Below are 26,891 nucleotides of genomic sequence, written 5' to 3' on the forward strand. Positions count from 1 at the left end.
TGAGCGCGAAGAAACCGGCGTCAGGCCAGTTCGTCGAGCAGTTTGAGCAAGGTTTCGCGCTTCTCGGCACCCAGACGGTCGATCAGCCGTTGTTGCGCCGCTTCCCACGCCGGCAATGCCGCTGCCAGGCGCTGCACGCCGGTTTCGGTGAGCCGGACGATACGGTTGCGCATGTCCTCGCCTTCGGCCAGCGCCACCAGACCTTCACCCTCCAGCACACGTAGATTGCGCCCGAGAGTGCTGCGATCCAGGCCCATGGCCTCGGCCAGTTCGGAAATGCTCGGCTGCTCCAGCCGCTGCAGATTGCACAGCAGAGAATACTGGGCAACGTTGATCCCGAAGCCGTCGAGAGCGCCGTCGTAATGCCTGCTGACGCCACGCGCGGCGCGACGCAGGTTGGTGCACAAACACTGAGAAGGAAGCATGATGCGTGTATATACCCGCGAGTGTGTTAAATCAAGTTACAGATGAGTTTATCCACGCATTTGTGGCGCCGACCGATAGCTATCGCGAGCACACTCACTCCTACAAGGAGTACGCATTCCAACTGTAGGAGTGAGCCTGCTCGCGATAAGGCCGGCATTACCAACCCAAATATTTCAGACGAGGGCCAACCCAACCAACACCCCCGTCTCCAGCAATTCCAGCAACGCCCCCGCCGTATCCCCGGTCGTCCCACCCAACCGCCGCATCATCAAACGCCGCAGCCAGACAAACCCGACCAGCGAAATCAGCACCGCGCCGAAACCGGCGATAAACACGCAGCCCAAGGCAATCAACCCCAGCACCCACCACCCCGCTCTGCGCGGCAGATGATCGGCCAGTGCCTGACCCAAGCCACCCGCACGCACATATGGCGTAGTCAGAAACAACCCCAACAGCGCCGCTCGCCCGAGTACCGGAACGATGATCAGCGCCAGGGTATGCCCTTGCTCGATCAGCGCCAGCAGCGCGGCAAATTTGAGCAACAGGACCAGCACCAGCGTGACCACCGCAATCGGCCCGCTGCGCGGATCTTTCATGATCGTCAGCGTGCGCTCGCGATCACCAAAACCGCCGAGCCAGGCATCGGCGCTGTCGGCCAGGCCATCGAGATGCAGCGCGCCGCTGAGCAGTACCCACACGGTCAGCAACAGCGCCGCATGCAGCAACAACGGGGCGCCGGCCAACAACAGATTCAACGCGAAGAGGATCAGCCCGAACAGCAATCCCACCAGCGGATAAAACAGCAGCGAACGGCCGAGCTGTTGCGGCTCGGGCATGCCCGGGAGGCGAATCGGCAGGCTGCTGAGAAACTGCAAGGCGATCCACAGCGGCAACATCTCAGTGACCTTCCTTGAGCGCGCCATCGGCCTCGACCGTCAGCGCAAACAGCGCGCCATGGCCGACTTCGACATTGAGTAACTGTTCGCGCGGCAGCCCTCTCGCCTGCGCCAGCAACAAGCGCATCACACCGCCGTGGCTGACCAGCAGAATCCGCTCGCCGGCGTAAGCCGCATGCAACCGCGCGACCGCCGCCAACACCCGCGCTGAAAAATCGCTGACCGGCTCACCCTGCGGAGGCGTAAATCCATAGGGATCAGCCCAGAACAGCCCCAGCGCTTCGGCATCCGTCTCCATCAACGCCGCCGCGCTCTGCCCTTCCCACGCGCCGAAATGCAGCTCCTGCAAATCCTTGTCCAGATGCACGGACAGGTTCAGTTGCTCGCCGAGTTCAGCAGCGAAGCGCGCGCAGCGCTGCAATGGCGAACTGACGATACGATCCCACGGCCCGCCGTCGACCACCGCCGTACGCATCTGCGTCCAGCCATTAGCGGTCAGCGCATCGTCGAGGCTGCCGCGCAGGCCGCCGCCAAGTTCCGTTTCGCCGTGGCGCAACAGGTCCAGGCGCAGGCTCATGCCGGGCGATCCGCCACGGCTGCTTCGGCGAACGTCGCCATTTGCCCGTGCAGGTCACAGGCCAGACGCAACAACGGCACCGCCAACGCCGCGCCACTGCCCTCGCCCAGGCGCAGGCCGAGTTCCAGCAACGGTTCGGCGCTCAAGGTTTCCAGCACGTGGCGATGGCCCGGCTCGGCACCGCGATGGCCGAACAACAGCCATTCACGACAGGCCGGATTCAAGCGCACTGCGACCAGCGCCGCGACCGTGCAGATGAAGCCGTCGACCAGCACCGCGATACCTTCCTGCGCGCAGGCCAGATAAGCGCCGACCAACGCGGCAATCTCGAAACCGCCGACATTGAATAGCGTCTGCAAGGCGTCGCCACGCTGTGCGGCATGCAGCGCCAGCGCGCGTTCGATCACCTGTGCCTTGTGGCTGACGCCAGCGGCATTCAGCCCGGTGCCGGGACCGGTCAGGTGCGCCACCGGGCAATCGAGCAAGGCGCAGGCCAGCGCACTGGCCGCCGTGGTGTTGCCGATGCCCATTTCGCCGCCGATGAATAACTGCGTGCCGGCGGCTTTCGCGCGCAACACGCTGTCGCGACCGGCCTGCAGTGCCAGTTCGCCCTGCGCCTGAGTCATCGCTGCCCCCTGAGCGAAGTTCGCCGTTCCCGCGCCAATGTTCAGATGGCGCACGCCGGGCAGATTCAGCGTCGGATTCACCGTGCCCAGATCGACCACCTCCAGCTGCGCGCCGAGCTGACGCGCCAGCACGCTGATCGCCGCGCCGCCGCTGACAAAGTTGAGCAGCATTTGTCCGGTGACTTCCTGCGGATAAGCCGATACGCCTTCGGCTACCACGCCATGGTCGCCAGCGAAAATCGCGATCCAGACTTGATCCAGCGTTGGCTTGAGCTGACCTTGCAGACCGGCCAGTTGCACGGCCACCGATTCAAGGCGTCCCAGCGAACCGGCCGGTTTAGTCAACTGCTGCTGGCGCTCGGTCGCTTGCGCAACCATCTCGGCATTCACTGTTTTGCACGGGTTCAGCCACCAGGTCGGGCTCATAACGCAGGTCCTTTCAAAGTCAGGGGCAGGCCGGCGACGGTCAGGACAACTCGCTGACAACGCTCGGCCAGAGCTTGATGCAGCCAACCGGCTTCATCGACATAGCGGCGAGTCAATTCGCCCAGCGGCACGACACCCATTCCGGTCTCGTTGCTGACAAAAATGATTTCACCCGGCAACGACGCCAGGCAATCGAGCAAGGCTTCACGCTCGGCGGCGAGACGTTCGGTGTCGTCGAGCATGAGCAGATTGGTCAGCCACAGGGTCAGGCAATCGACCAGCAGGCAGCGCTCGGCGCCGGCGGATTCGCGCAGCACGCGGGCCAGTTCCAGCGGCTCTTCGATCAACGCCCATTCAGCCGGGCGGCGCGCGCGGTGATGGGCGACGCGCTGGTTCATTTCGCCGTCCAGCGGCTGGCTGGTAGCGATGTAGGTCACCGCGAGATGGCTGTCGCTGGCGAGTTTTTCCGCCAGACGACTCTTGCCGGAGCGGGCGCCGCCGAGGATCAGTTGGAGCATGGGTTCATCCAAAAATGTGTGGTGAGACAACCGGCCCCTTCGCGAGCAGGCTCGCTCCCACAGTTGATCGCAGTTCCCTGTGAGAGCGAGCCTGCTCGCGAAGAGACCAGCCCAGACAACTCAAATCCCGCAGAGCTGACGCAACAGCCCGGTGTCCAGATGCTTCTCCACCAGATCAGCCAGTCGCTCGATATCGCGCTCGCGCAAGCCGTGGTAATCGACCTCTTGCACATCACTCAAGCCCGCCCAGCGCAGCAACGCCGCGCTCGCCTCGGGGGATTCGAACAAGCCGTGCAGATAGGTGCCAAACACCTGGCGATCGGCACTTTGCGCACCATCGCAACGACCGTCGTCCAGATGCACCGCGGGGTTTTCCAGCGCCGGCCCGGTGGTTACGCCAGCATGGATTTCATAACCGCTGACTGCGGCGTTTTCCAGCGCCAGCCGCCCGCGCACGTTGCGCAGTTGCTTCTCGGCTTCAAGTTGCGTTTCGAACGCCAGCAGACCCAGGCCGGCACTGGAGCCGGCAGCGCCTTCCAGCCCAAGCGGGTCGTGCACCTGCTCGCCGAGCATCTGCAGACCGCCGCAAATCCCCAGCACCTTGCCGCCGTAGCGCAGATGCCGATTGATTGCTGCGTCCCAACCGTTGGCGCGCAGATAAGCCAGATCGCTGCGCACGCTTTTCGAGCCTGGCAGGATGATCAGATCGGCGGCAGGAATCGCCTGCCCCGGGCCGACAAACTGCAGATCCACCTGCGGATGCAGACGCAGCGGGTCGAAGTCGGTGTGATTGCTGATGCGCGGCAGCACCGGCACCACCACTTTCAACACCTGCTCGGCCTTATCGGTCTGGCGTTGGTCGATACCGTCTTCGGCCTCAAGGTGCAGGTCCATCACGTAGGGCAACACGCCAACCACCGGTTTGCCGGTGCGCTGCTCCAGCCAGTCGAGGCCCGGTTGCAGCAAGGCAATATCGCCGCGAAAACGGTTGATGATGAAGCCTTTGACCCGCGCCTGCTCACTCGGCGACAGCAATTCCAGCGTGCCAACCAGATGCGCAAACACGCCACCGCGATTGATGTCGGCGATCAGCACAACCGGGCAATCCACCGCTTCGGCAAAGCCCATGTTGGCAATATCGCCGGCGCGCAGATTGATCTCGGCCGGCGAACCGGCGCCTTCGACCATGACCAGCGGATACGCCGCAGTGAGCCGCGCATGGGAAGCGAGCACCGCTTGCATCGCGATGGTTTTGTAATCGTGATAGGCAACGGCGTTCATCGTCGTCACCGCGCGGCCATGAATGATCACTTGCGCGCCGGTGTCGCTGTTGGGTTTGAGCAGCACCGGGTTCATGTCGGTGTGCGGCTCGAGACCGGCCGCTTGCGCCTGCACTGCCTGCGCGCGGCCGATCTCGCCGCCGTCAGCGGTCACTGCGCTGTTGAGCGCCATGTTCTGCGGTTTGAACGGCACCACCGCCACGCCCTGGCGGGTGGCCCAGCGGCACAACGCCGTCACCAAAGTGCTTTTGCCGGCATCGGACGTGGTGCCTTGCACCATCAGAGTGGTCATGGATTGTCCTTGGTGAAAGCTTGCAAAGCCTGTTCGAGACGCAGCGCTTGCGCGGCATCGGCAGGCAGGCCGAAACGCACACTGCTGTTGTGGCTGAACAGGCGCAGGAGGATGCCGCGCCGGGCGAGGAATTCGTGCAGCGCTTCGGCGTGCTCGGTGATCAGCCACTGAAACAGCGCGCAGCCACCCTGCGGTGCAAAACCGCAACGGGTCAGCAGCGCCACCAGCCGTCCGCTCGCTTCATCGCTGCGAATCCGCTGACGGGTGTGACCCTCGGTGTCTTGCAGACACGCCGTACCGAGCACCCGCGTCGGCCCGCTCACCGCCCACGGCCCGACCTGTTCGGCGAGCAGTTTGAGCAACTTGCGCTCGGCCAGAACGAAACCGAGGCGCACCCCGGCCAGGCCGAAAAACTTGCCGAACGAACGCAACACCACCAGCCCGACCTGATGGGCATAGGGCGCCAGGCTCAGTTGCGGCGTGTTGTCCATGAACGCTTCATCGACCACCAGCCAGCCGCCGCGTTGCGCCAGCCGCGCATGCCAGTCGAGCAGGCGCGCCGGGGTCAGGCTCAGGCCGGTCGGGTTATTCGGATTGACCACCACCAGCACATCGAGACTGTCGAGAAAGAACTCGACTTCCTGCTCGAGCACTTCACGGACAATGTAACCGCTGCGCCGCCAGGCTTCGGCATGCTCGGCATAGCACGGCGACAACACGCCGACCTTGCCAGCCCGGCGCAAACGCGGCAGCAGCTGGATGGCCATTTGCGAGCCGGCGACCGGTAGCACCTGCGCGGCGCCGTAATAATCGCAGGCCGCCTGTTCCAGACCGTCGTCGGTTTCCGGCAAGCGCGCCCAGGCGCGCAGCGGAATCTCCGGAATCGGGAACGGCCAGGGCGCGAGGCCGCTGGACAGGTCAAGCCAGTCAGCTTCGGCAATCCCGTAATCGAGTGCAGCCTTGCGCAGCCGGCCACCGTGCTCAAGCATAAAATTCCGCCCCCAGGCAAAGCATCAGCAGCCACAACCATACGCCGCGCTGGACCAATTGCCAGCCACGGTCGATGGATTCGGCATCGGCCGGCGCACCTTCGCCCAGTTGCGGGCGCTCATGCAGTTCGCCGTGATAGATCGCCGGGCCACCCAACTCGACGCCCAGCGCACCGGCACCAGCTGCCATCACCGGGCCGGCGTTGGGGCTGTCCCACTTTGGCGCCTGGGTGCGCCAGCACTTCAGTGCGAGTCGGGTTTTGCCGAGCAGCGCGTAGGTCAATGCCACCAGACGGGCAGGAATGTAGTTCAACACGTCGTCGATTTTCGCCGCGGCCCAGCCGAAACGTTCGAAGCGTTCGTTGCGATAACCCCACATCGCATCGAGGGTATTGCTCAGGCGATACAGGACCACGCCCGGCGCACCGGCGACGACAAACCAGAACAGCGCGGCAAACACCGCATCGCTGCCGTTCTCCAATACCGATTCGGTGGCGGCGCGGGCCACAGCGTTGCTGTCCAGTTCATCGGTCTGGCGGCTGACCAGATAGCCAACACGCTTGCGCGCCTCGTCCAGATCATCGGCGCGCAACGCCGCCGCGACCGGCGCAACATGTTCGCCGAGGCTGCGCATGCCGAGGGCGCAATACAGCGCGAGAATCTCGACGATCCAGCCCACATACGGTGCCCAGGAAAATGCCGTGGCGAGCAAGGTCAGCGGCACCACCGCGAGCACCCATGCGGTCACACCATGGCTGCGCCAGCCACGGCCGCCGGCGTTGAAGCGTTGCTCGATGCGCCCGGCCAAATTGCCGAACGCCACCAGCGGATGCCAGCGTTTCGGTTCACCGAGTAGCGCATCCAGCGCTACCGCGGCGACACTCAGCAACGCCACACTCATTGACTCACTCCCCAATAATTTTCGTACAGCAACTCGTTCAGCGGCCGCGCCTGCGCCCAGCCTTCGAGCACCAGCATCGGGGCCGGATAGAATTCCTTGACCGGGCCCAGACACAACACCGCCAGCGGCTTGGCACCGGTCGGCAACTTGAGCAAATCCGCCAAGGCTTGCGGCTCGAACAGCGAGACCCAGCCCATGCCCAGACCTTCAGCGCGGGAGGCCAGCCACAGATTCTGGATCGCGCAGGACAGCGAAGCCATGTCCATTTCCGGCAACGTGCGCCGACCGAAAATGTGTTTTTCGCGATCGTCCATCAGCGCCGCGACCAGCACCTCAGCGCAGTCGTTGATGCCTTCGACCTTGAGCTGCATGAACTCATCGCTGCGCTCGCCAAGGGCTTCGGCGGTGCGGATGCGCTCTTCTTCCACCAGATCGCGGATCTGCCCGCGCAAGGCACGATCGCTGATGCGGATGAAGCGCCAGGGCTGCATCAGGCCGACGCTTGGGGCCTGGTGGGCGGCTTCCAATAAACGTCGCAGCAGCTGCGGCTCGACGCTGCCACCGGTGAAGTGGCGCATGTCGCGGCGTTCGGCGATGGCCTTGTAGACCGCTGCGCGTTCGGCTGCGGAGAATGTGTTGTCGGTCATGGGCCTTTCGCGAGCAGGCTCGCTCCCACAGGGTTCAGGTGATCCATTGTGGGAGCGAGCCTGCTCGCGAAGGCGGCCTCACGGTCTGGCGCAAACAATGCAGCAATCGCAGTCGGATTCGACGGAAAATAAAAGTGCACATAGGAAGCTGTCATCCGCCCCTCGCGATAAACCGCCTCAGCGCCGCGCCCGCCATTGGGGCTCAACCCCCGGGCAATCGGCGTCAGCTCGGTGGTGGTCAGCGAATGGTGATACGTGTGCCCTCGCAAAGAACCTTCCGGCAATTCAACCGCCTGCAACGCCAATGCCGCCAGACGCTTCTGCATCACCGCATCACCTTTCAACAAACCGACCAGCTCAGCACGGGTGCCTTCCACGTCGGTCAGCGAATCCAGCAGATAAAGCATGCCGCCACACTCGGCGAGCAACGGCTTGCCCGCTGCGTGATGCGCGCGGATGGCTGCAAGCATCGAGGTGTTCTGCGCCAGCGCGACGTGATGCAGCTCTGGATAGCCGCCCGGCAAATACAGGCTGTCCGCGTCGGGCAATTGCGTGTCGCGGATCGGCGAGAAAAAGTGCAGCTCGGCGCCCATCGCCCGCAGCAAATCGAGGCTGGCGCCATAGGTGAAGGCAAACGCTTCATCGCGGGCGACGGCGATGCGCACACCTTTTAATAGAGGCTCGGCTTCGATGACATCAGGCGCGGCGAATTCGACCGCCGGTGGCAGCGCGACTTGGCAACTGCTGGCCAGCGCATCGGCGGCGGCGTCGAGGCGCAGATCCAGATCATTCAATTCGCTGGCCTGAACCAGGCCCAGGTGGCGGCTCGGCAATTCGATGCCGGTCTCGCGGGACAGTGCGCCGTACCAGCGCAGACCTTCGGTGAGGCTGCCTTCGAGCAATTGCGCATGGCGCAAGGTGCCGACGCGGTTGGCCAACACGCCAGCGAACGGCAAGTCCGGCTGATACTTCGCCAGGCCCAGCGCCAAGGCACCAAAGGTCTGCGCCATGGCGGTGCCGTCGATCACACCGAGCACCGGCACACCGAAGTGGCGCGCCAGATCAGCGCTGGATGGCGTGCCGTCGAACAGGCCCATCACGCCCTCGATCAGAATCAGCTCGGCCTCGGCGGCAGCTTCCCACAACAAACGGCGACTTTCCTGCTCGCCGACCATCCACATGTCCAGTTGATACACCGGCGCACCGCTGGCGCGCTCGAGGATCATCGGGTCGAGAAAGTCCGGCCCGCACTTGAACACGCGCACCTTGCGCCCTTGGTTGCGATGCAAACGGGCGAGTGCGGCGGTGACGGTGGTCTTGCCCTGACCGGAGGCCGGCGCGGCAATCAACACCGCCGGACAGTGACGTGGTTGCTTCAAAGTTCGACGCCTTTCTGCGCTTTGATCCCGGCCTGGAAGGCGTGCTTGAGCATGCCCATCTCGGTGACCGTGTCGCCCATCTCGATCATTTCCGGCTTGGCGCCGCGACCGGTAACGACCACGTGTTGCATCGGCGGACGCGCCTGCAAATCGCTGAGCACCTGATCGAGATCAAGGTAGCCGTGCTTGAGGGCGATGTTCAATTCGTCGAGCACCACCAGACCGATCGAAGGGTCGCGCAACAATTCCCGCGAGACTTCCCAAGCGGCGGTCGCCGCGGCGATGTCACGTTGGCGATCCTGGGTTTCCCAGGTGAAGCCTTCGCCCATGACGTGGAAACGCACCTGCTCGGGAAAACGGCGGAAAAACAATTCTTCGCCGGTGCTGTTGCGGCCCTTGATGAACTGCACCACGCCGCACTGCATGCCGTGGCCCATGGCACGGGCGAGCATGCCGAACGCCGAGCTGCTCTTGCCTTTGCCATTGCCGGTCAGCACCAGCACCAGGCCGCACTCGTCGGGCGAGTTGGCGATGCGTTCGTCGATCACGGCTTTCTTGCGCTGCATACGCGCCAGATGGCGTTCGTCACGCTCGGGGGAATCATTCATGGGGAGCTCTCCGTTGAGGCTGGATAACGGCGGGCAGGCACAAGAATAGACGGCAAAAAGCCTGGCATCGCCCACCGTGATGCCGCTGAGATGGATCAGGCCGGTCTCCGGGCTCATGAGCGGCATCGGCCGGACTGCGCGCCTTCCCGCTTCTTTCGAGGCAGTGGCTCAAGGCGCAGTTTTCACTCATTTACCGTTGCGGGGGCAGCGCCGGGATCGTCGTGGCTTCGCTTGAAGACCACCCTTACCGGCTTCCCTGTTTCACTCTGTCGACGCGGGGCCACAGAGCACCTGAAACAAGCGGCGAAGGTTAGAGGGTTGGGGGTGGAGCGTCAATTGAAGAGGCACATTGCGCGCAAATAGCTGCCGCTGATCAATTGTGCAGCGGCAATCTTGTGCCAGACTGTGACAAGTGATATCAAAGAGCCATGCTTTTTTTCCAAAAAGCCCACTACAACAATAAGGATGACGACGATGCAAGGCATGATCATCAGCAACCCGCGCCTGGAATTCCTGCGCCCGTTGCTGGAACGCTGGTTTGACTGTATCGATCGCTACAACACCGTTCGCGGCGACAACGACACGCCATATTGGCACGACGAAAAAGCCAATCTCGGCCTGCTCGCGGCAGCGGCGTGGATGGCGGAAATGGTCACGCTGAACGACACGGCCACGCGCAAACAGAACGAAGAAGGCGAACGCAATGCTCGCGCAGATCTGCTGATTGCCGGCGCCGAAGACCGCGCGTTCATTCAGGCCACGCAACGCTGGCCACGGGTCAACAACCTCAACCTGACCCAGGCCCTGCTCGACATCACCGCTGATGCCAAGCGCATCAGCTACGCCAGCGATCTCAAGCTCGGCTGCCTCTTTGTTGCTCCGCAAAAACCTCAGCACAGCGCCAGCCCCGAAGAATTGCAGGACATGGTTGACGACCTGCAAAAGGAACACACCTGCGCCGTGGCCTGGTATTTCCCCTACGCCTATCGCAAATTGCACAGCGACGCGGGCAACTATCATCCGGGCATCGCCGTGCTGTTCAAGGAAGCCCGCGGCTGAGCAGTTGAACCATCGGGCCTGCGCCCTCCTCTATGTTTAGGAATGCATTCATAGGGAAGATCAGCAATGCGCAAGGCCCCACTCGCTCTCATCATCGCCGTCGCTGGCGGGCTCGCCGCCTGCGGTGAAACCTCCAGCCTGCAAGTCTCCGACGGCACCGGCCCGTCGCCGAAACTGCCCGAACCGAACAAGACGCTGATCCCGACAGTCAACATCGCCCCGGCGGTGGGCTGGCCACAAGGCACGAAACCGACCGCAGCGGCCGGCACCCAGGTCGCGGCGTTTGCCGAAGGCCTCGATCACCCGCGCTGGCTCTATGTGCTGCCCAACGGCGATGTGCTGGTGGCGGAAACCAACGCGCCGCCCAAGCCTGACGACAGCAAAGGCATTCGCGGCTGGGTAATGAAGAAAGTCATGGGCAAGGCCGGCGCTGGGGTGCCGAGCCCGAACCGCATCACCCTGCTGCGTGACGCCGACCACGATGGCGTCGCCGAAACCCGCACGGTGTTTCTGCAGAACCTCAATTCGCCATTCGGCATGACGCTGGTCGGCAACGATCTGTACGTAGCCGACACCGATCGCCTGCTGCGCTTCAACTACGAGCCGGGTGCCACCGAGATCAAGACCCAACCGATCAAAGTCGTCGACTTGCCCGGCGGCACGTTGAATCACCACTGGACCAAGAACGTCATCGCCAGCAAGGACGGCAGCAAGTTGTACGTCACCGTCGGCTCGAACAGTAACGTCGGCGAAAACGGTCTGGATCAGGAAGAAGGCCGTGCGGCGATTTGGGAAGTGGATCGTGCGACCGGCAATCACCGCATCTTCGCCTCGGGCATCCGCAATCCCAACGGCCTCGCCTGGGAACCCACCAGCGGCGCGCTGTGGACAGCGGTCAACGAGCGTGACGAAATCGGTAGCGACCTGGTGCCGGACTACATCACCTCGGTCAAGGACGGCGGCTTCTATGGCTGGCCCTTCAGCTACTACGGACAACATGTCGATGAACGGGTCAAACCGCAGAACCTCGATCTGGTGGCCAAGGCCATCGCTCCGGATTACGCCGTCGGCCCGCACACGGCTTCGCTGGGCCTGACCTTCGCCGAGGGCAACAGCCTGCCGGCGCAATTCAAGGAAGGCGCATTCATCGGCCAGCACGGCTCGTGGAACCGCAAACCGCACAGTGGCTACAAAGTGATTTTCGTGCCGTTCACTGGCGGCAAACCGACCGGGCAGCCGGTGGATGTGCTGACCGGTTTCCTCGACAAGGACGAGAACGCGCTGGGCCGCCCGGTGGGCGTGGTGATCGATCAGCAAGGTGGCTTGCTGGTGGCGGATGATGTCGGGAACAAAGTGTGGCGCGTTTCGGCCAGCAAATAAGCTAAGCGCGACGCAAAAAATGTGGGAGCGAGCCTGCTCGCGAAAGCGGTTTATCAGTCAAATCATGGTCGACTGACACTCCGCCTTCGCGAGCAGGCTCGCTCCCACATTTCGTTATGCATTCGAACTATGGGTTATGCGCCAACTGTCCCGGCTGCAACACCCGCTTGGCGCTCAGATACGCCTTCTGCCAATAAGCCTTCGACAGGCTGTCGAGTTTGACCGTGCCGCCCGTGGCAGGCGCATGCACGAAGCGCCCCTCACCCACGTAAATCCCCGCATGGCTGACCTGCGAGCCGCCATTGGTGGCGAAGAAGATCAGGTCGCCGGTCTGCAAGCCTTCCTTGCCCACATTCGGCGCCTGCATGACGATCATTTCGCGGGTCGAGCGCGGCAGCGAGATGCCCGCCGCGTCGCGGTAGACGAAACCGATCAGGCCACTGCAATCAAAACCGGAATCCGGCGTGTTGCCGCCCCAGCGATAAGGCGTACCGACCAGGCCCAAGGCACGGAACAGCACGTCTTCAGCAACAGGGGAAAAAGTCTGGGTAGGTGCGAACACGATTGGCGCGCGAACCACGGGGGCTGGCGGCGGTGTACGGCTGGCGCAGGCGCTGAGCAGCGCGGCGCAAAGAATCAAGGTGAGGCGGGCCGACATCGTCATAAGCAGAACATCCTGATCTGGCTGCGGCTTTCTCTGCCGAATGGACAGAAACAAAACCGCCTGCGTCATCACGCAGGCGGTTTGCCATCAATATAGATTCAGGATTCTAGCGGCTACGCGGCAAACTTCAAGTAAGACTTTAACTTCACCTTGTAAAGTTTACGTCTACTTCGTCGCCGGGCCGTTTTGTCGCCGCGAACGCAGCGACATCGGGGTTACTTGCGAGCGGTGACCACGGTCGGCGCCATGGCGAGTGCACGCTTGGCTTCGATGAAAGTCTTGCTCCAGTAGCTGTCACCCAGGCTGTCGATGCGAACACCGCCACTGCGACGACTGCTGGAGTGAATGAACTGGTTGTCACCCAGGTAGATCCCGGCGTGACTGACACGACCGCGACGACCATTGGTGGCGAAGAACAGCAGATCACCCGGCTCAAGGTTGCTGCGCGAAACCAGCGGCGCATCGACGTTGATCATTTCACGAGTGGAGCGCGGCAGGTTCATGCCCGCCTCTTCGCGGAACAGGTAACCGATGAAACCGCTGCAATCGAAGCCGGCTTCAGAAGTACCGCCGAAACGGTAACGAGTACCGATCAGGGACATGCCGCGTTCGAGGATGCTGTCAGCCAGTACAGGAAGCTGATAAGGCTTGCTGCCGTTGAACTGGTTGAGTTCTTTTTCGGTATCCAGCTCTTCCTGGTAAATAACGGAAGACTGGGCGGTAGCAGAATTCTTGACCTGTTGCGGCGGCTCTTGAACCGGAGAATGAGCAGCACAACCGAATAACAGGGTAACGAGTGCGAGAGGCACGAGGGGTGCGAAGCGCTTTAGCATGGGCACGACCGTGGCTGATAGTTGTAAAGAAGCCGAGACTATGCCCGCTATCGTCCTCATTTGCAAATTCAATCGAACTTTATGTGACTTCCCGGTTTCGCGTTTACATCTAAGCGCTTAACTCGTTTGGCCGGTGAAACGCCGCAGGTACGCGGGTTTTCTGGCGCCTGAAAGCTGGCAAAAGCCCACTACTACCAGCCCAGAGTTTCCTTGAGGAAGGGAATGGTCAGCTTGCGTTGCGCTTGCAGGGACGCCTGATCAAGCTGCTCAAGCAGATCGAACAGCGCGCTCATGCTGCGCGTGCCGCGAGTGAGAATGAAGTGCCCGACTTCATCGGTCAGGTGCAGACCACGACGCGAGGCGCGCAATTGCAGCGCACGCAATTTGTCTTCATCGGAGAGTGGGCGCATCTGGAAGATCAGCGCCAGGGTCAGGCGCGATTTCAGGTCAGCCAGCTTCACTGGTAATTCGCGAGGCGAAGTGGACGCAGCGATGAGCAAGCGCCGACCGCTGTCACGCAGTCGGTTGAACAGATGGAACATCGCCTCTTCCCAGTCAGCCTTGCCGGCAATCACCTGCAAGTCATCCAGACAAACCAGTTCGTACTGTTCAAGGTTGTCGAGGATTTCCACGCCGCGGTCCATCAACTCGGCCAGCGGCAGATACACCGCCGGTTCACCCATCTGCTCGAAGCGCAGGCACGCCGCCTGCAACAGATGCGTGCGCCCGACGCCGTGCTTGCCCCACAGATAGATCAGGCTCTCCGTCCACCCGGCGTCGGCTTCGCACAGACGCTCGACATAGCCGAGTGCAGCGGCATTGGCGCCTGGGTAGTAGTTGATGAAGGTGGCGTCGTCACGCAGACGCACACCTAGGGGCAGCTGAATCGGTTTCATGCTGACTGAACAGTTCAAAGGAACCGTTAGTGGCCTCTGTGTAAAGTTTGCGAAGTTTATACCCGTGAGGCTGAGCGCACAATGCGACAGACTCCAAGCAAAATCAAAGGTTTGCGTTACCGCAGCGGTTTTGTGACAGATTCTCTGGCGCCCTTGCCCGCACGACATGGGCCAGCCCGGCCAAGCGCCGGGCCGCCCGAGCCGTTACAGCTCGGGTTCGTCGACGCCACTGTAGATTTCTGAATCCTTGTACAGATCGTGCACATGCCGCACTAGCACCATGATCACCGCCGCCACCGGCAGCGCCAGCAGCACGCCGGTGAAACCGAACAATTCGCCGCCCGCCAGAATCGCGAAAATCACCGCCACCGGGTGCAGACCGATACGATCGCCCACCAGCAACGGCGTCAGCACCATGCCTTCCAGCGCCTGTCCGACCATGAACACCGCGACAATCCCGACCATCGGGTACAGATCGCCACCGAACTGAAACAACCCGGCGATCAACGCCGCGCCAATGCCGATGACAAAACCCATGTACGGCACGATCGCCGCGAGCCCGGCAATCAGGCCGATCAACAGCCCCAGTTCCAGACCGACGATCATCAGGCCAGCGGCGTAAATCACCCCCAGCGCAACCATTACCAGCAACTGCCCGCGCACGAACGCGCCGAGCACTTCGTGGCACTCGCCCGCCAGCGCAACCACGCGCTCTTCGCGATCACGTGGCAGCAGGCTGCGGATCTTGCCCATCATCACGTCCCAGTCGCGCAGCAGGTAAAAGCTCACCACCGGGATCAGCACCAGATTTGCCAGCCAGCCGATCAGTGCCAGGCTCGAGGCCGTCGCCTGACTCAGCACCACGCCAACAATGTCAGTGGTCTGGCCCATGTGCTCGCTGATGGCAGCCTTGACCTTGTCGAACTTCCAGAAGCCGTCCGACAAGCCGAGCTTCGCTTGCGCCCACGGCACAGCGGTGTGCTGCAACCAGTCGAGCATCTGCGGCGCCAACTCGTACAAACGCAGCAACTGCTTGGCGAGCATCGGCACCAGCACCAGCATCAACGCGGTGACGATCAAGGTGAACAGAGCAAACACGGCGATCACGCCCCAGGTTCGCGACAAGCCGAGCCGTTCCAGACGATCCACCAGCGGATCGAACAGATAAGCCAGCAACAACGCGACCAGAAACGGCGTGAGGATCGGGTGCAGCAACCACACAAACGCGCAAAGCAGGACCACCCCACCGAGCCAGAACCAACGCCGCGTATCGGCCATTTACCACTCCTGATGCTTCTATATAAGGAAAGACTTACCAGCGAAACCGCAACGACGGTGCCGCCGCTACCGGGGTTGGCGCTGCAATCGCAGGCGCGCCCTCGACGGCAGGCTGCGCCGGCGCCACTGGAGCCGGTGCTTCGGCAGGCAGCTCCTGCAACTTCGCCAGCGACAATTGCGCGCGCAACTGATCGGCGCTGCCATTGACCCGGTAGATGATGCGATCACCCTGCACGCTTTGCAGACGCACGCCGAACGGTTCGAGTAACCGCAGCAGCGCCGCATAATGCTCCAGATTCATGCCCTGCACTTCCAGAATCTGCTGACCCGATGCGCCGGGCTTGGCGACAAATCGCGGCGCCAGACGCTCGGCCACTGCCAGCATCACCGCATCGGCAACGGCGGCCTGATCGGCGCCCTGCACGCTGCCGGCCTCTTTCTGATCACCGAGCCACAAGCGCCACTTCGCCTGCCACTGCCCGCCCTCTTCCCGGGCATGCACGGCCAACAGGGCGTCAGCGTTGTAGCGGTCCGAAGCACTGCGCAGGGGCGCGGGGTCAGCGCTCTCCAGCGCCGGCGCGGTAGCCACCAATTGCTCGCTGAGATCGGCCAGCGGCAAGCGCAGGGGCAACCCACGATGTTGCGCGGCCGTGCGCAAGGTTGCGGCCGCGGCCTGCCCGTCGCCGACCAGACTTGCACCTTCGGTTGAATCGTTCAGCCACCAGCTGAGCATCGACGGCCGACTGGCGCCCCACACCGGCAATCCGGCCCGGCGCAAGGCCCGCTCGGTGGTTGCCGGGTCGAAGTCGACTTTCAGCACTTCCGGTGGTCCCGCGTCGAAACCGAACTGACTGATGATTTGCTGCGGATCCTTGCGAATCGGCGCCAGCCCCGGGTTCTGCGCGGCTTTCGGGTCGCCGGTCAGGCGCAGCACCAAGGTATCGAGCGCCGCCTGCGTGGCACGATCGCGCTCTTCCGGCGCCTGGCCGCTGACCGGCTGACGCACCTGATACAGGCCTTTGAGGTTTTCGGCATGACTCGCCAGGCTGACCAGTGTCAGGCAGCCCACAAATAACAATTTACAAAAACGCATGGAAAATTCCCGTCGACAGGAGCGGCTGGAACACGCCGCGTGAACCGTTTGAGCAAGGCTGTGACCCCCTCCTCTGGCAAAACATTCACACGGTGGCGGTAAGTTTTTGCACAGTCCTAACGATAGACGGTTAATCGCCACACCTTATACAGGCAGTCATATCCTGCGATTGCAAAAAATTTCCGCCGATATGGCCCTGCCCGTCGGTGCGAGGATGGCCGCTGCCCCTCAAGCCTGATAAAATCGCGCGCCTTCGCAGACCGGCAACAGCCGGGCCCCTCGAAACTCGCGTGAGGCGATCGCCCATCGAGCTCGACGTTCCCGCTGAACTCGGTCGTTACCCCCTGAATCCCCTCCCCTAAAGGCCTGGATCATGAGCAAGCAACCCTCCCTGAGCTACAAGGACGCCGGTGTAGACATCGACGCCGGTGAAGCATTGGTCGAACGCATCAAGAGCGTCGCCAAGCGCACTGCGCGCCCGGAAGTCATGGGCGGCCTGGGCGGTTTCGGCGCCCTCTGCGAAATCCCGGCCGGCTACAAGCAGCCAGTGCTGGTCTCGGGTACCGACGGCGTCGGCACCAAGCTGCGTCTGGCGCTGAACCTGAACAAGCACGACAGCATCGGCATCGACCTGGTCGCCATGTGCGTCAACGATCTGGTGGTGTGCGGCGCTGAGCCGCTGTTCTTCCTCGACTACTACGCCACCGGCAAACTGAACGTCGACACCGCTGCCCAGGTGGTGACCGGCATCGGCGCTGGCTGCGAACTGTCGGGTTGCTCGCTGGTTGGCGGCGAAACCGCTGAAATGCCAGGCATGTACGAAGGCGAAGACTACGACCTGGCCGGCTTCTGCGTCGGCGTCGTGGAAAAATCGGAAATCATCGACGGCTCGAAAGTCGCCACCGGTGACGCCCTGATCGCCCTGCCATCGTCCGGCCCGCACTCCAACGGCTACTCGCTGATCCGCAAGATCATCGAAGTCTCCGGTGCCGACATCGAGAACACCCAGCTCGACGGCAAACCGCTGACCGACCTGCTGATGGCCCCGACCCGCATCTACGTCAAGCCGCTGCTCAAGCTGATCAAGGACACTGGCGCGGTCAAAGCCATGGCCCACATCACCGGTGGCGGCCTGCTCGACAACATTCCGCGCGTACTGCCAAAAGGCGCTCAGGCTGTGGTTGATGTGGCCAGCTGGACTCGCCCGGCCGTGTTCGACTGGCTGCAAGAGAAAGGCAACGTTGACGAAACCGAGATGCACCGCGTGCTGAACTGCGGCGTCGGCATGGTCATCTGTGTAGCTCAGGAGCACGTTGAAGTGGCCCTGAACACCCTGCGTGACGCTGGCGAGCAGCCTTGGGTCATCGGTCAGATCGCCGTGGCCGCCGAAGGCGCTGCGCAGGTCGAGCTGAAGAACCTCAAGGCCCACTGATGTCAAAGCCCTGTGATGTCGTGGTGCTGTTGTCCGGCACCGGCAGTAACTTGCAGGCTCTGATCGACAGCACGCGGACCGGCGACAGCCCGGTCCGCATCGCTGCGGTGATTTCCAACCGCGCCGACGCCTACGGCCTGCAACGCGCCCGCGACGCGGGTATCGCCACCCGCTCGCTGGATCACAAGACATTCGAGGGCCGCGAGGCCTTCGATGCCGCGCTGATCGAACTGATCGACCAATTCAACCCCCAACTCGTGGTACTGGCCGGCTTCATGCGCATTCTCAGCGCTGATTTCGTGCGCCACTACCAAGGTCGCCTGCTCAACATCCACCCGTCACTGCTGCCCAAATACAAAGGGTTACACACTCATCAGCGCGCGCTGGAGGCCGGCGATACGGAACATGGCTGCTCCGTGCACTTCGTCACCGAGGAACTCGATGGCGGACCACTGGTCGTACAGGCAGTATTACCGGTAGAGTTGCACGACACGCCGCACAGTCTGGCGCAACGAGTCCACGCTCAGGAACACCTGATCTACCCGATGGCAGTACGCTGGTTTGCTGAAGGCAGGCTGACACTCGGTGACCAGGGTGCTTTACTCGACGGCCAGCTACTCGCCGCCAGCGGCCACTTGATTCGAAACTAGGAGATATTATGCGTCGCGCCCTGCTCTTCGCTTGCGCTCTGCTCGCCCTGCCCTTCGCGCAGGCAGCGGACCTTCAACCGTTCTCCGCCAGCTACACCGCCGACTGGAAGCAGCTGCCCATGAGCGGCACTGCCGAACGCAGCCTGACCAAAGAAGCCAACGGCGTCTGGAAACTCAGCTTCAAGGCCTCGATGATGATCGCCAGCCTGACCGAAGAAAGCACCCTGAAGCTGGACAAGGACACGCTACTGCCGCAGTCCTACCACTTCGAACGCGGTGGTCTGGGCAAAGCGAAAAAAGCTGATCTGGACTTCGACTGGGCCAACAAGCTGGTCACCGGTACCGACCGTGGCGACGCGGTGAAGATCCCGCTGAACCGTGGCATGGTCGACAAGTCGACCTACCAACTGGCGCTGCAGCATGACGTTGCCGCCGGCAAGAAAAGCATGAGCTATCAGGTGGTTGATGATGGCGAAGTCGATACCTACGACTTCCGCGTGCTGGGTTCGGAAAAGGTCGACACCAAGGCCGGCCAGATCGACGCGATCAAGGTCGAACGCGTGCGCGACCCGACACAAAGCAAGCGCATCACCGTGCTGTGGTTCGCCAAGGACTGGGATTACCTGCTGGTGCGCCTGCAACAGGTCGAGACCGACGGCAAGGAGTACAACATCATGCTCCAGGACGGCACGGTCAACGGCAAGACTGTCAAAGGCAACTGATCGACCGCAACAGCAAAGAGCCCCGCGAATGCGGGGCTTTTTATTGCCCGCAGTTTACGCAAACACAACAATACCCGTGGGAGCGAGCCTGCTCGCGAAGGCGTCTGCTCAGCCAACCTTTTCATTGGCTGACACTGCGCTTTCGCGAGCAGGCTCGCTCCCACAGGTTTTAATTGCAATGGATTGCGCGGTCAGACAGAAAACCGCGCCACCATCCCGTTCAGATCCACCGCCAACTTCGACAACTCCTGACTCGCCGCACTGGTCTGATTGGCCCCCGCCGATGTCTGCATCGCCAGATCGCGAATGTTCATCAGATTGCGATCCACCTCCCGTGCCACCGCCGCCTGCTCTTCCGAGGCACTGGCGATCACCAGGTTGCGCTCGTTGATCAAGGTAAACGCCGAGGCGATTTCCTCCAGGGCCGAGCCTGCGCTCTTCGCCAGCTCGAGGGTCGAGCGCGCCCGTGAGTTGCTCTGCTGCATCGAACTGACCGCTGAATCGGTGCCCTGCTGAATTCCGCCGATCATCTGCTCGATTTCCTGGGTCGACTGCTGGGTGCGATGCGCCAGCGCCCGCACTTCATCTGCCACTACTGCAAAACCACGCCCGGCATCACCGGCCCGTGCCGCTTCGATCGCGGCGTTGAGGGCGAGCAGATTGGTCTGCTCGGCAATCGAGCGAATCACGTCCAGCACTTTGCTGATGCCATGAACCTTTTGCGCCAGCGCCTCGACCTGCGCTGCGTTGTTGGTGACGTCGCCGGCAAGAAACTCGATCGACGTCACCGTCTGCTGCACCTGCTCACGCCCCTGGCGGGCGATGCGGTCGGACTCACGGGAGGCTTCGGACGTAGCCACGGCATTGTTCGCCACCTCTTCCACCGCTGCTGTCATCTGGTTGACTGCGGTGGCGGCCTGTTCGATTTCCTGGCTCTGCTGATGCAGGCCGCGAGTGGCGTCTTCGGTGACGCTGCTGAGCTCTTCGGCGGCCGAGGCCAACTGAGTCGACGACTCGGAAATGCGCCGGATCGTGTCGCGCAAGTTGTGCTGCATGCTTTTCAGCGCTTGCAGCAGGCGCGCCGGCTCGTCTTTGCCAGCGATATGAATGTCACCTGTCAAATCCCCGCCGGCCACCACCTCGGCCACGCTGAGCGATTGCGACAACGGCACGACGATGCTGCGCGTCAGCAGCAATGCCAGGCCAATGGTGATCAGCGCGGCCATGGCGATCATCACCCCAACCCATACCCGCGATTGGTTGAACACCAAGCGTGCCGCCTCGGTGGCCAGGTTGGCATTGTGTTTATTCATCTCGACCAGATCGCGCAGAGTGACAGCGATCTCATCGGCCAGCGGGCTCATCTGATCATTAAGAATTGCCGAGGCCTCAGCGACCCGATTTTGTGCCGATAGCTGTAGGACTTGCGCCTGCAACTCCAGGTACTTGTGCTCGGCAACCTTGAATCGATCGAACAGCGCACGCTCCTCCGGCAAGGCGATCAACACGTCATAGCGCTGCTGCGCCTCGCTCAAGCCACTGCGCAGTTCGCTGAGCTTGGCGACGTTCTGCTCCAGTGCCTTGGGGTCACGATTGAGCAACAGGCGCATGGTCAGTGCGCGCAGACGCAGCATGTCCTGACTCATCTCACCGACGGCCATCACGCTTGGCAGCCAGTTGTTGTCGACTTCATCGGACTGTGCGCGCATGTTCGACATTTGCAGCAAGGCGAACGCGCCAAGGGCAAACACCATCAAGGCCAGCAGGCCGAAACCGAAACCGGCGCGCGGGGCAATATTGAGACTACGGATATTCATCACTCTGGCTCCTTCCAAAAGCGCTGCATCAGCCTGCAGCGGGTTGCTTTAGAAGGTATCGGCATTGCCCTGAATTTGCGTAAGACGAAAAGGCGATAGGCAGACGAGCGGCTAGTTCGAACCCATGGCTTTGTCGTTTCAGCGCGAGTCGGCGGGTTTGCTTGTATTGCGCGGCAATATTGCCAGGAAGTTGTCCCTTGCTACCTTTCGCGCAATCGCCTCTGGCAGCGCATCGAGAAATGGTTTGTAGCTGTGCATTTCCTGACCGAGCTTGTTGAATCGTCCTACCACGTCAGAGCCAAGCATGAAGCGCTCGGGATATTTTTCCACCAGCGCCAGCCATTGCGCGCGCGGCCTGCCCTGCTCGTCCAGCAAGTACGGCGTGAGCATGCTCCACGACAGGTCGATAAACAGATTCGGATAAGCCTCAAGCATGCGCGTCAGGGTTGGCAACAAAAACGGTAATTGCGTTTGATGCCGATGAATCTCGGCGCTGGTGCCAGCGTGCGCCCAGATGAACCGCGTATGCGGATGATTGCGCAGCGGCTCTTCGACTTCCTTCAGGTACAGCGGATTTTTCTCACGCTTTGAAGTGATGTTGGAATGCAGCATCACCGGCAGATCATTTTCCGCTGCCAGGTGATAGATCTTGGTCATCGCCTCGTTGTTGGCCCGGGGTGTGTCGCCGGAGGTCAGCGCGGTCAGGTCATCGTGCCGGGTGAACACCTCGCCAATGCCCTGCCAAAGTCCCGGGTACAGGTCGAGCATGCGCTGGATGTGCGCGGCGGAATTCTTGTCATTGGGATTGAAGCCGGACAGGAACGGATGAAAGTACTGGCGTTGCTCTGGGGCGAGTTTTTGCACCGCGTCGGCAATGATCACATCGGTGGCGCTGTACCAATAGGCATCGGCGTCATCACCGGCGTAATAACGCGGGCGCTTGGGTTCGTCTTCATGCCATTTCTTCGCCACGGGAATGCCGGAAATCATCACGTGCTCAATGGAATTTTCTTTCATGGCCGTGAGCAATTTCTGCATGCCGGCGCTTTCCTGGAAAAAATCCACGTAATGCAGGTGCGCATCGCTGTAGGTGTATTCGCGGGCGCCGGCGCTGCCAGCGAACAGCAGCAGGCAGGCAAGACTCAGACGAGACAAGGACACAAGTAATCTCCGGCAGATGGGCATAACCTAGACCGCGCCCGAACCACAAGGGTTCATCCCTGCCGAAAAGCGCAACGCCCACTGCCGGGAATGCTCTATAACTGCAAGGTCTGTTTTGATCGAACGATTTTTCCTGCCGCCTGTGAGGTTTCCATGACTGTCACCGTCAATACCGTCTCTGCCGAAGGTTTTCGTCACACCGTCCAGATCGACGACCACGAATTGTTTGCCGATGTACCGAAAACCGCCGGAGGTGAAGGCACCGCGCCAGAACCACACGACTACTTCGACGCCGCACTCGGCGCCTGCAAAGCGCTGACCCTGAAGATGTACGCGAAGAAAAAAGACATCCCGCTGACCGGCGTGGGCGTCGAAGTGAAGCGCGACAACAGCCAAGAACAGAAAGGCAAATACGCCCTGCATGTCACCCTGACGCTCAAAGGCGTACTCACCGACGCCCAGCGTGAAGAACTGTTGCGAGTCGCCGATCGCTGCCCGATTCACAAGTTGATGACCACCAGCGAAGTCAGCATCGAAACTCACGCGCCACAAGGCTTCGATAGCCAATAATCCTCCCGATGCCAGCGGCGGGTTATGCTTCTGGCATCACCCGCTCAGCCTGGAATGCACCATGGACACGCCACTCCTGATCATCCGCCCCCGCGCCGAAGACGTCGAAGGCCAGCCGATTCTGCGCCCGCTGCCGTCAGCCAAATGCCGCAACGTCGGGCCTTTCGTGTTTTTCGACCACATGCTCGAAACGATTTATCCGACGGGCAAAGGCATGGATATCCGACAGCATCCGCACATTGGTCTGTCGACGCTTACCTATCTGTTTGAAGGGCAATTGCAGCACAAGGACAGTCTGGGCTCTGATCAAGTGGTCGTTGCCGGCGATGTCAGCTGGATGACCGCTGGCAGCGCCATCGCCCACGTCGAGCGTACGCCTGCGCCGCTGCTCGCCGAGACCTTCACCCTGCACGGCCTGCAAGTCTGGCTGGCCTCCCCCAAAGAACACGAACAGGGCCCGGGGCATTACAGCCATCATCCGGCAGCGACGTTGCCGGTCAGCGATAACCTCGGCGTGCAGATTCGCATGATTGCCGGGTCAGGCTTTTGCCTGGAATCGCCGGTACCGGTGCTTTCTCCGACGCTGTATGCCGAAGTGAAGATGCAGACTGCTACCACCCTGCTGATTCCCACCGAGCATGAAGAACGCGCGGTGTACGTGTTGAGCGGTGATGCGCAGTTGAATGGCGAGGCGATCGAGCCGCATGCGCTGGTGGTATTGCCAGCCGGCGAAGAGATGAGCCTGTTTGCCGAAAGCGATGTGCACGCGGTGGTGTTCGGCGGCGCGGCGCTGGACGGTCCGAGGCGGATCAACTGGAATTTTGTTGCCAGTGATCCGGGGGCGATTGATGAGGCACGGCGCAAATGGGCAGCCAAGGATTGGCCGACGGTGCCGGGGGAAGTCGAGCGGATCGAATTACCGCCAGGCCGTTAAAAACAAAAGATCGCAGCCTTCGGCAGCTCCTACACCGGACTTACGTAGGAGCTGCCGAATGCTGCGATCTTTTGATCTGAGGGCAATCAGCCCTTGAACACTTCATCCAGCAAATCATGCATCGACTTGAACGCGCGCTTGGCGGTCTTTTCGTCGTACATCATCTTGCCCGGTACGTTGGCGTGCGGATCAGTAAACGAATGCACCGCACCGCCGTAGCTGAGCAATTGCCAGTCGACCTTCGCCGCGTTCATTTCATCTTCGAACGCCGGCAGTTGCTCTTTCGGCACCAATGGATCGGACGCGCCGTGCAGCACCAGCACCGAGCCCTTGATGTTCTGCGCATCCGCCGGATTCGGCGAATCCAGCGTGCCGTGGAACGACACCGCCGCTTTTACCGGCGCGCCAGTGCGGGCCAGATCCAGCGCACAGCAACCACCGAAGCAGAAACCGAACACCGCCAGTTTCGACGTATCAACCGCCGCTTCGCCCTGGCTCTGCAATTGCTCGAAAGCCACCTGCAGACGCTTGCGCAGCAGCGCGCGATCGTCCTTGAGCGGCATCATTGCTGCCAGCGCCTCGTCTGCATTCTGCGGACGTACGGTCTGGCCGTAGACATCCGCGATCAACACTACGTAACCCTCGGCCGCCACCGCTTTGGCGATGTCTTCGGCACCGGCGCTGACGCCCATCCAGTTCGGCGCCATCAGCAAACCCGGGCGCGCGCCCTTATGCTCAGCGTCGAAGGCAAGGCGACCTTCATAGGCTTGGCCGTCAATCTGATAGACCACGGAACGTACAGTGACTTGGCTCATTTCTGACTCCCGATTGAGTAAACACCAGAACGAAAAAACCCGCCGAAGCGGGTTTTTCCTACAACGTGATCAAACCGACAGTTCAACCAGCAGCTTGTTCAGACGGCGCACATATGCGGCCGGATCCTTCAAGCTGTCGCCTGCCGCCAGAGCGGCCTGATCGAAGAGGATGTGCGACAGGTCGCCAAACCGCTCTTCGCTCTGCTCGCCATCGAGTTTCTCGATCAGCGGGTGGCTCGGGTTGAATTCGAAGATCGGCTTCGAATCCGGGACTTTCTGCCCGCTGGCCTCGAGGATCTGGCGCATTTGCAGGCCCAGATCCTGTTCGCCGATGGCCAGAATGGCCGGCGAATCGGTCAGACGATGCGACACGCGAACTTCAGCGACGGAATCGCCCAGCGCAGTTTTCAGACGCTCGACCAAGCCTTCTTTGGACTTGGCGACTTCTTCCGCAGCTTTCTTGTCCTCTTCCGAGTCCAGGTTGCCCAGATCGAGGTCACCGCGCGCCACGTCGACAAAAGTCTTGCCGTCGAATTCGCTGAGGTAGCTCATCAGCCACTCGTCGATACGATCGGTCAGCAGCAGCACTTCGATGCCTTTCTTGCGGAAGACTTCCAGGTGCGGGCTGTTCTTGACCTGCGCGTAGGTTTCGCCGGTGAGGTAGTAGATCTTGTCCTGACCTTCCTTGGCGCGGGCCAGGTAGTCAGCCAGACCAACAACCTGCTCACCGTCGTCGCCCTGGGTCGATGCGAAACGCAGCAGACCAGCGATTTTCTCCTTGTTGGCGAAGTCTTCTGCCGGGCCTTCTTTCATGACCTGACCGAAGTTTTTCCAGAAGCCTTTGTATTGCTCTGGCTCGTTCTTCGCCAGTTTTTCCAGCATGTCCAGAACGCGCTTGGTCAGCGCGGTTTTCATCGAATCGATGATCGGGTCTTTTTGCAGGATCTCACGCGACACGTTCAGCGACAGGTCGTTGGAATCGACCACGCCTTTGATGAAGCGCAGGTACAGCGGCAGGAACGACTCGGCCTGATCCATGACAAACACACGCTGCACGTACAGCTTCAGGCCTTTCGGCGCTTCACGCTGGTACAGGTCGAACGGCGCGCGGGCCGGCACGTACAGCAGCGAGCTGTACTCAAGCTTGCCTTCAACCTTGTTGTGGCTCCACGACAGCGGATTTTCGAAATCGTGAGCGATGTGTTTGTAGAACTCCTGGTATTCCTCGTCCTTCACCTCAGTACGCGGACGGGTCCACAGGGCGCTGGCGCGGTTGACGGTTTCCCATTCAACGGCGGGAGCCTCTTCGCCTTCGGCCGGAGTGACTTCCTTCGGCAGTTCGATCGGCAAAGCGATGTGGTCGGAATACTTCTTGATGATGTTGCGCAGACGCCAGCCATCCGCGAATTCGTCTTCACCGGACTTCAGGTGCAGGACGATGCGGGTGCCGCGCTCTGGCTTGTCGATGGTGGCGACTTCGAACTCGCCCTCGCCTTTCGACGACCAGTGCACGCCTTCGCTGGCGTCGGTGCCGGCGCGACGGCTGTAGACATCAACCTTGTCGGCAACGATGAAGGCCGAGTAGAAGCCGACACCGAACTGGCCGATCAGGTGCGAATCTTTCTTCTGATCGCCGGACAGGTTTTTCATGAAATCGGCGGTGCCGGATTTGGCGATGGTCCCCAAGTGGGTGATCACATCGTCACGGTTCATGCCGATACCGTTGTCTTCGAGGGTGACGGTCTTGGCGTCCTTGTCGAAGCTCACACGGATTTTCAGGTCGGCGCCACCTTCGAGCAACTCAGGCTTGGCCAGGGCTTCGAAGCGCAGCTTGTCGACAGCGTCAGAGGCGTTCGAGATCAATTCGCGAAGGAAAATTTCCTTATTCGAATACAGCGAATGGATCATGAGGTGCAGCAGCTGCTTTACCTCGGTCTGGAAGCCCAGGGTTTCCTTTTGAGTTTCCACACTCATGGTCATCAAACTCCAATCAGATGGCATTGGCCGCGACCCGAATGGTCT

The 26,891-nt window shown here is 61.5% G+C and carries 27 protein-coding genes and 1 riboswitch; of the genes, 7 read left to right on the forward strand and 20 right to left on the reverse strand.

The genetic code is table 11. The annotated features are described in order from the left end of the window. Positions 1-20: 20 nt before the first annotated feature. From ACMYUN_RS06420 to cobO, 11 genes are all read right to left on the reverse strand, one after another. Positions 21-425 (reverse strand): MarR family winged helix-turn-helix transcriptional regulator, encoded by a 405-nt coding sequence (locus tag ACMYUN_RS06420; RefSeq protein WP_016773714.1) that lies wholly within the window; start codon positions 423-425, stop codon positions 21-23. Between the two features lie 174 nt (positions 426-599). After that, positions 600-1,322: an adenosylcobinamide-GDP ribazoletransferase gene (locus ACMYUN_RS06425; protein ID WP_415763277.1), complete on the reverse strand. Its 723-nt coding sequence runs from the start codon at positions 1,320-1,322 to the stop codon at positions 600-602. A gap of 1 nt (position 1,323) precedes the next feature. Next, positions 1,324-1,899: an alpha-ribazole phosphatase family protein gene (cobC, locus tag ACMYUN_RS06430; protein ID WP_415763278.1), complete on the reverse strand. Its 576-nt coding sequence runs from the start codon at positions 1,897-1,899 to the stop codon at positions 1,324-1,326. Continuing rightward, positions 1,896-2,951, reverse strand: coding sequence for a nicotinate-nucleotide--dimethylbenzimidazole phosphoribosyltransferase (cobT, locus tag ACMYUN_RS06435; protein WP_415763279.1), 1,056 nt, complete (start codon positions 2,949-2,951; stop codon positions 1,896-1,898). The genes cobC and cobT overlap by 4 nt, the downstream gene beginning before the upstream one ends. After that, positions 2,948-3,469 carry a bifunctional adenosylcobinamide kinase/adenosylcobinamide-phosphate guanylyltransferase gene (gene cobU / locus ACMYUN_RS06440; protein WP_310407143.1) on the reverse strand — a complete coding sequence of 174 codons (522 nt, stop codon included), beginning with the start codon at positions 3,467-3,469 and terminating at the stop codon, positions 2,948-2,950. The genes cobT and cobU overlap by 4 nt, the downstream gene beginning before the upstream one ends. Positions 3,470-3,589: 120 nt before the next feature. Beyond that, positions 3,590-5,041, reverse strand: a complete 1,452-nt coding sequence (locus tag ACMYUN_RS06445) for a cobyric acid synthase (protein WP_415763280.1) — start codon at positions 5,039-5,041, stop codon at positions 3,590-3,592. Continuing rightward, complete coding sequence (gene cobD, locus ACMYUN_RS06450) at positions 5,038-6,030, reverse strand: threonine-phosphate decarboxylase CobD (RefSeq protein WP_415763281.1); 993 nt, start codon at positions 6,028-6,030, stop codon at positions 5,038-5,040. The genes ACMYUN_RS06445 and cobD overlap by 4 nt, the downstream gene beginning before the upstream one ends. Then, the gene (gene cbiB, locus ACMYUN_RS06455) at positions 6,023-6,931 is read right to left on the reverse strand and encodes an adenosylcobinamide-phosphate synthase CbiB (RefSeq protein ID WP_415763282.1); all 909 of its coding nucleotides are present in this window, start codon (positions 6,929-6,931) and stop codon (positions 6,023-6,025) included. The genes cobD and cbiB overlap by 8 nt, the downstream gene beginning before the upstream one ends. After that, on the reverse strand, positions 6,928-7,578 hold the full coding sequence (gene bluB / locus ACMYUN_RS06460) for a 5,6-dimethylbenzimidazole synthase (RefSeq protein ID WP_039763691.1): 651 nt from the start codon (positions 7,576-7,578) through the stop codon (positions 6,928-6,930). Before bluB ends, cbiB begins: the two co-directional genes overlap by 4 nt. Continuing rightward, positions 7,575-8,957 (reverse strand): cobyrinate a,c-diamide synthase, encoded by a 1,383-nt coding sequence (locus tag ACMYUN_RS06465; RefSeq protein WP_415763283.1) that lies wholly within the window; start codon positions 8,955-8,957, stop codon positions 7,575-7,577. The genes bluB and ACMYUN_RS06465 overlap by 4 nt, the downstream gene beginning before the upstream one ends. Then, positions 8,954-9,565, reverse strand: coding sequence for a cob(I)yrinic acid a,c-diamide adenosyltransferase (gene cobO / locus ACMYUN_RS06470; protein WP_415763284.1), 612 nt, complete (start codon positions 9,563-9,565; stop codon positions 8,954-8,956). The genes ACMYUN_RS06465 and cobO overlap by 4 nt, the downstream gene beginning before the upstream one ends. Before the next feature lie 80 nt (positions 9,566-9,645). Then, a riboswitch (cobalamin riboswitch) is annotated at positions 9,646-9,875 on the reverse strand. 164 nt (positions 9,876-10,039) lie between these two features. Between cobO and ACMYUN_RS06475 the strand changes: the two genes are divergently transcribed. Both ACMYUN_RS06475 and ACMYUN_RS06480 read left to right on the forward strand, forming a co-directional pair. After that, positions 10,040-10,624: a hypothetical protein gene (locus ACMYUN_RS06475; RefSeq protein WP_415763285.1), complete on the forward strand. Its 585-nt coding sequence runs from the start codon at positions 10,040-10,042 to the stop codon at positions 10,622-10,624. 66 nt (positions 10,625-10,690) lie between these two features. Continuing rightward, positions 10,691-12,004: a PQQ-dependent sugar dehydrogenase gene (locus ACMYUN_RS06480; RefSeq protein WP_415763286.1), complete on the forward strand. Its 1,314-nt coding sequence runs from the start codon at positions 10,691-10,693 to the stop codon at positions 12,002-12,004. A 127-nt stretch (positions 12,005-12,131) separates the two neighbouring features. Here ACMYUN_RS06480 and ACMYUN_RS06485 read toward each other — a convergent pair whose 3' ends face one another. The 5 genes from ACMYUN_RS06485 to ACMYUN_RS06505 form a co-directional block, all read right to left on the reverse strand. Then, the gene (locus ACMYUN_RS06485; protein ID WP_310407153.1) at positions 12,132-12,668 is read right to left on the reverse strand and encodes a C40 family peptidase; all 537 of its coding nucleotides are present in this window, start codon (positions 12,666-12,668) and stop codon (positions 12,132-12,134) included. A gap of 215 nt (positions 12,669-12,883) precedes the next feature. Further along, entirely contained in the window at positions 12,884-13,501 is a 618-nt protein-coding gene (locus ACMYUN_RS06490) for a C40 family peptidase (protein ID WP_016773699.1), read from the reverse strand. A gap of 191 nt (positions 13,502-13,692) precedes the next feature. Continuing rightward, on the reverse strand, positions 13,693-14,397 hold the full coding sequence (gene hda / locus ACMYUN_RS06495; RefSeq protein ID WP_007919828.1) for a DnaA regulatory inactivator Hda: 705 nt from the start codon (positions 14,395-14,397) through the stop codon (positions 13,693-13,695). A 204-nt stretch (positions 14,398-14,601) separates the two neighbouring features. Beyond that, complete coding sequence (locus ACMYUN_RS06500) at positions 14,602-15,675, reverse strand: AI-2E family transporter (RefSeq protein WP_039763677.1); 1,074 nt, start codon at positions 15,673-15,675, stop codon at positions 14,602-14,604. Between the two features lie 34 nt (positions 15,676-15,709). Beyond that, the gene (locus tag ACMYUN_RS06505; protein ID WP_415763287.1) at positions 15,710-16,768 is read right to left on the reverse strand and encodes a DUF2066 domain-containing protein; all 1,059 of its coding nucleotides are present in this window, start codon (positions 16,766-16,768) and stop codon (positions 15,710-15,712) included. Between the two features lie 373 nt (positions 16,769-17,141). Between ACMYUN_RS06505 and purM the strand changes: the two genes are divergently transcribed. From purM to ACMYUN_RS06520, 3 genes are read left to right on the forward strand one after another with little or no spacing between them, the layout of a single operon-like run. After that, positions 17,142-18,200, forward strand: coding sequence for a phosphoribosylformylglycinamidine cyclo-ligase (gene purM, locus ACMYUN_RS06510; RefSeq protein WP_039763675.1), 1,059 nt, complete (start codon positions 17,142-17,144; stop codon positions 18,198-18,200). Next, on the forward strand, positions 18,200-18,850 hold the full coding sequence (purN, locus tag ACMYUN_RS06515) for a phosphoribosylglycinamide formyltransferase (RefSeq protein ID WP_415763288.1): 651 nt from the start codon (positions 18,200-18,202) through the stop codon (positions 18,848-18,850). The genes purM and purN overlap by 1 nt, the downstream gene beginning before the upstream one ends. Before the next feature lie 8 nt (positions 18,851-18,858). After that, complete coding sequence (locus ACMYUN_RS06520; RefSeq protein WP_310407163.1) at positions 18,859-19,572, forward strand: DUF3108 domain-containing protein; 714 nt, start codon at positions 18,859-18,861, stop codon at positions 19,570-19,572. A 191-nt stretch (positions 19,573-19,763) separates the two neighbouring features. Here ACMYUN_RS06520 and ACMYUN_RS06525 read toward each other — a convergent pair whose 3' ends face one another. Then, positions 19,764-21,389, reverse strand: coding sequence for a methyl-accepting chemotaxis protein (locus ACMYUN_RS06525; RefSeq protein WP_039763673.1), 1,626 nt, complete (start codon positions 21,387-21,389; stop codon positions 19,764-19,766). Between the two features lie 138 nt (positions 21,390-21,527). Further along, a complete protein-coding gene (locus ACMYUN_RS06530) occupies positions 21,528-22,574 on the reverse strand; it encodes an amidohydrolase family protein (protein WP_415763289.1) in 1,047 nt (348 codons plus the stop codon). Between the two features lie 129 nt (positions 22,575-22,703). Between ACMYUN_RS06530 and ACMYUN_RS06535 the strand changes: the two genes are divergently transcribed. Both ACMYUN_RS06535 and ACMYUN_RS06540 read left to right on the forward strand, forming a co-directional pair. Then, positions 22,704-23,120: an OsmC family protein gene (locus ACMYUN_RS06535; RefSeq protein WP_039763671.1), complete on the forward strand. Its 417-nt coding sequence runs from the start codon at positions 22,704-22,706 to the stop codon at positions 23,118-23,120. Positions 23,121-23,181: 61 nt separating this feature from the next. Continuing rightward, positions 23,182-24,054: a pirin family protein gene (locus tag ACMYUN_RS06540; protein WP_415763290.1), complete on the forward strand. Its 873-nt coding sequence runs from the start codon at positions 23,182-23,184 to the stop codon at positions 24,052-24,054. An 86-nt stretch (positions 24,055-24,140) separates the two neighbouring features. Here the strand turns inward: ACMYUN_RS06540 and ACMYUN_RS06545 are convergent, their stop codons facing one another. Both ACMYUN_RS06545 and htpG read right to left on the reverse strand, forming a co-directional pair. After that, positions 24,141-24,869: a dienelactone hydrolase family protein gene (locus ACMYUN_RS06545; RefSeq protein ID WP_415763291.1), complete on the reverse strand. Its 729-nt coding sequence runs from the start codon at positions 24,867-24,869 to the stop codon at positions 24,141-24,143. 69 nt (positions 24,870-24,938) lie between these two features. Beyond that, entirely contained in the window at positions 24,939-26,843 is a 1,905-nt protein-coding gene (gene htpG, locus ACMYUN_RS06550) for a molecular chaperone HtpG (protein ID WP_042607640.1), read from the reverse strand. Positions 26,844-26,891: the final 48 nt, after the last annotated feature.

This window comes from Pseudomonas sp. CP4, from assembly GCF_047758505.1.
GTDB classification, from domain to species: domain Bacteria; phylum Pseudomonadota; class Gammaproteobacteria; order Pseudomonadales; family Pseudomonadaceae; genus Aquipseudomonas; species Aquipseudomonas fluorescens_AO.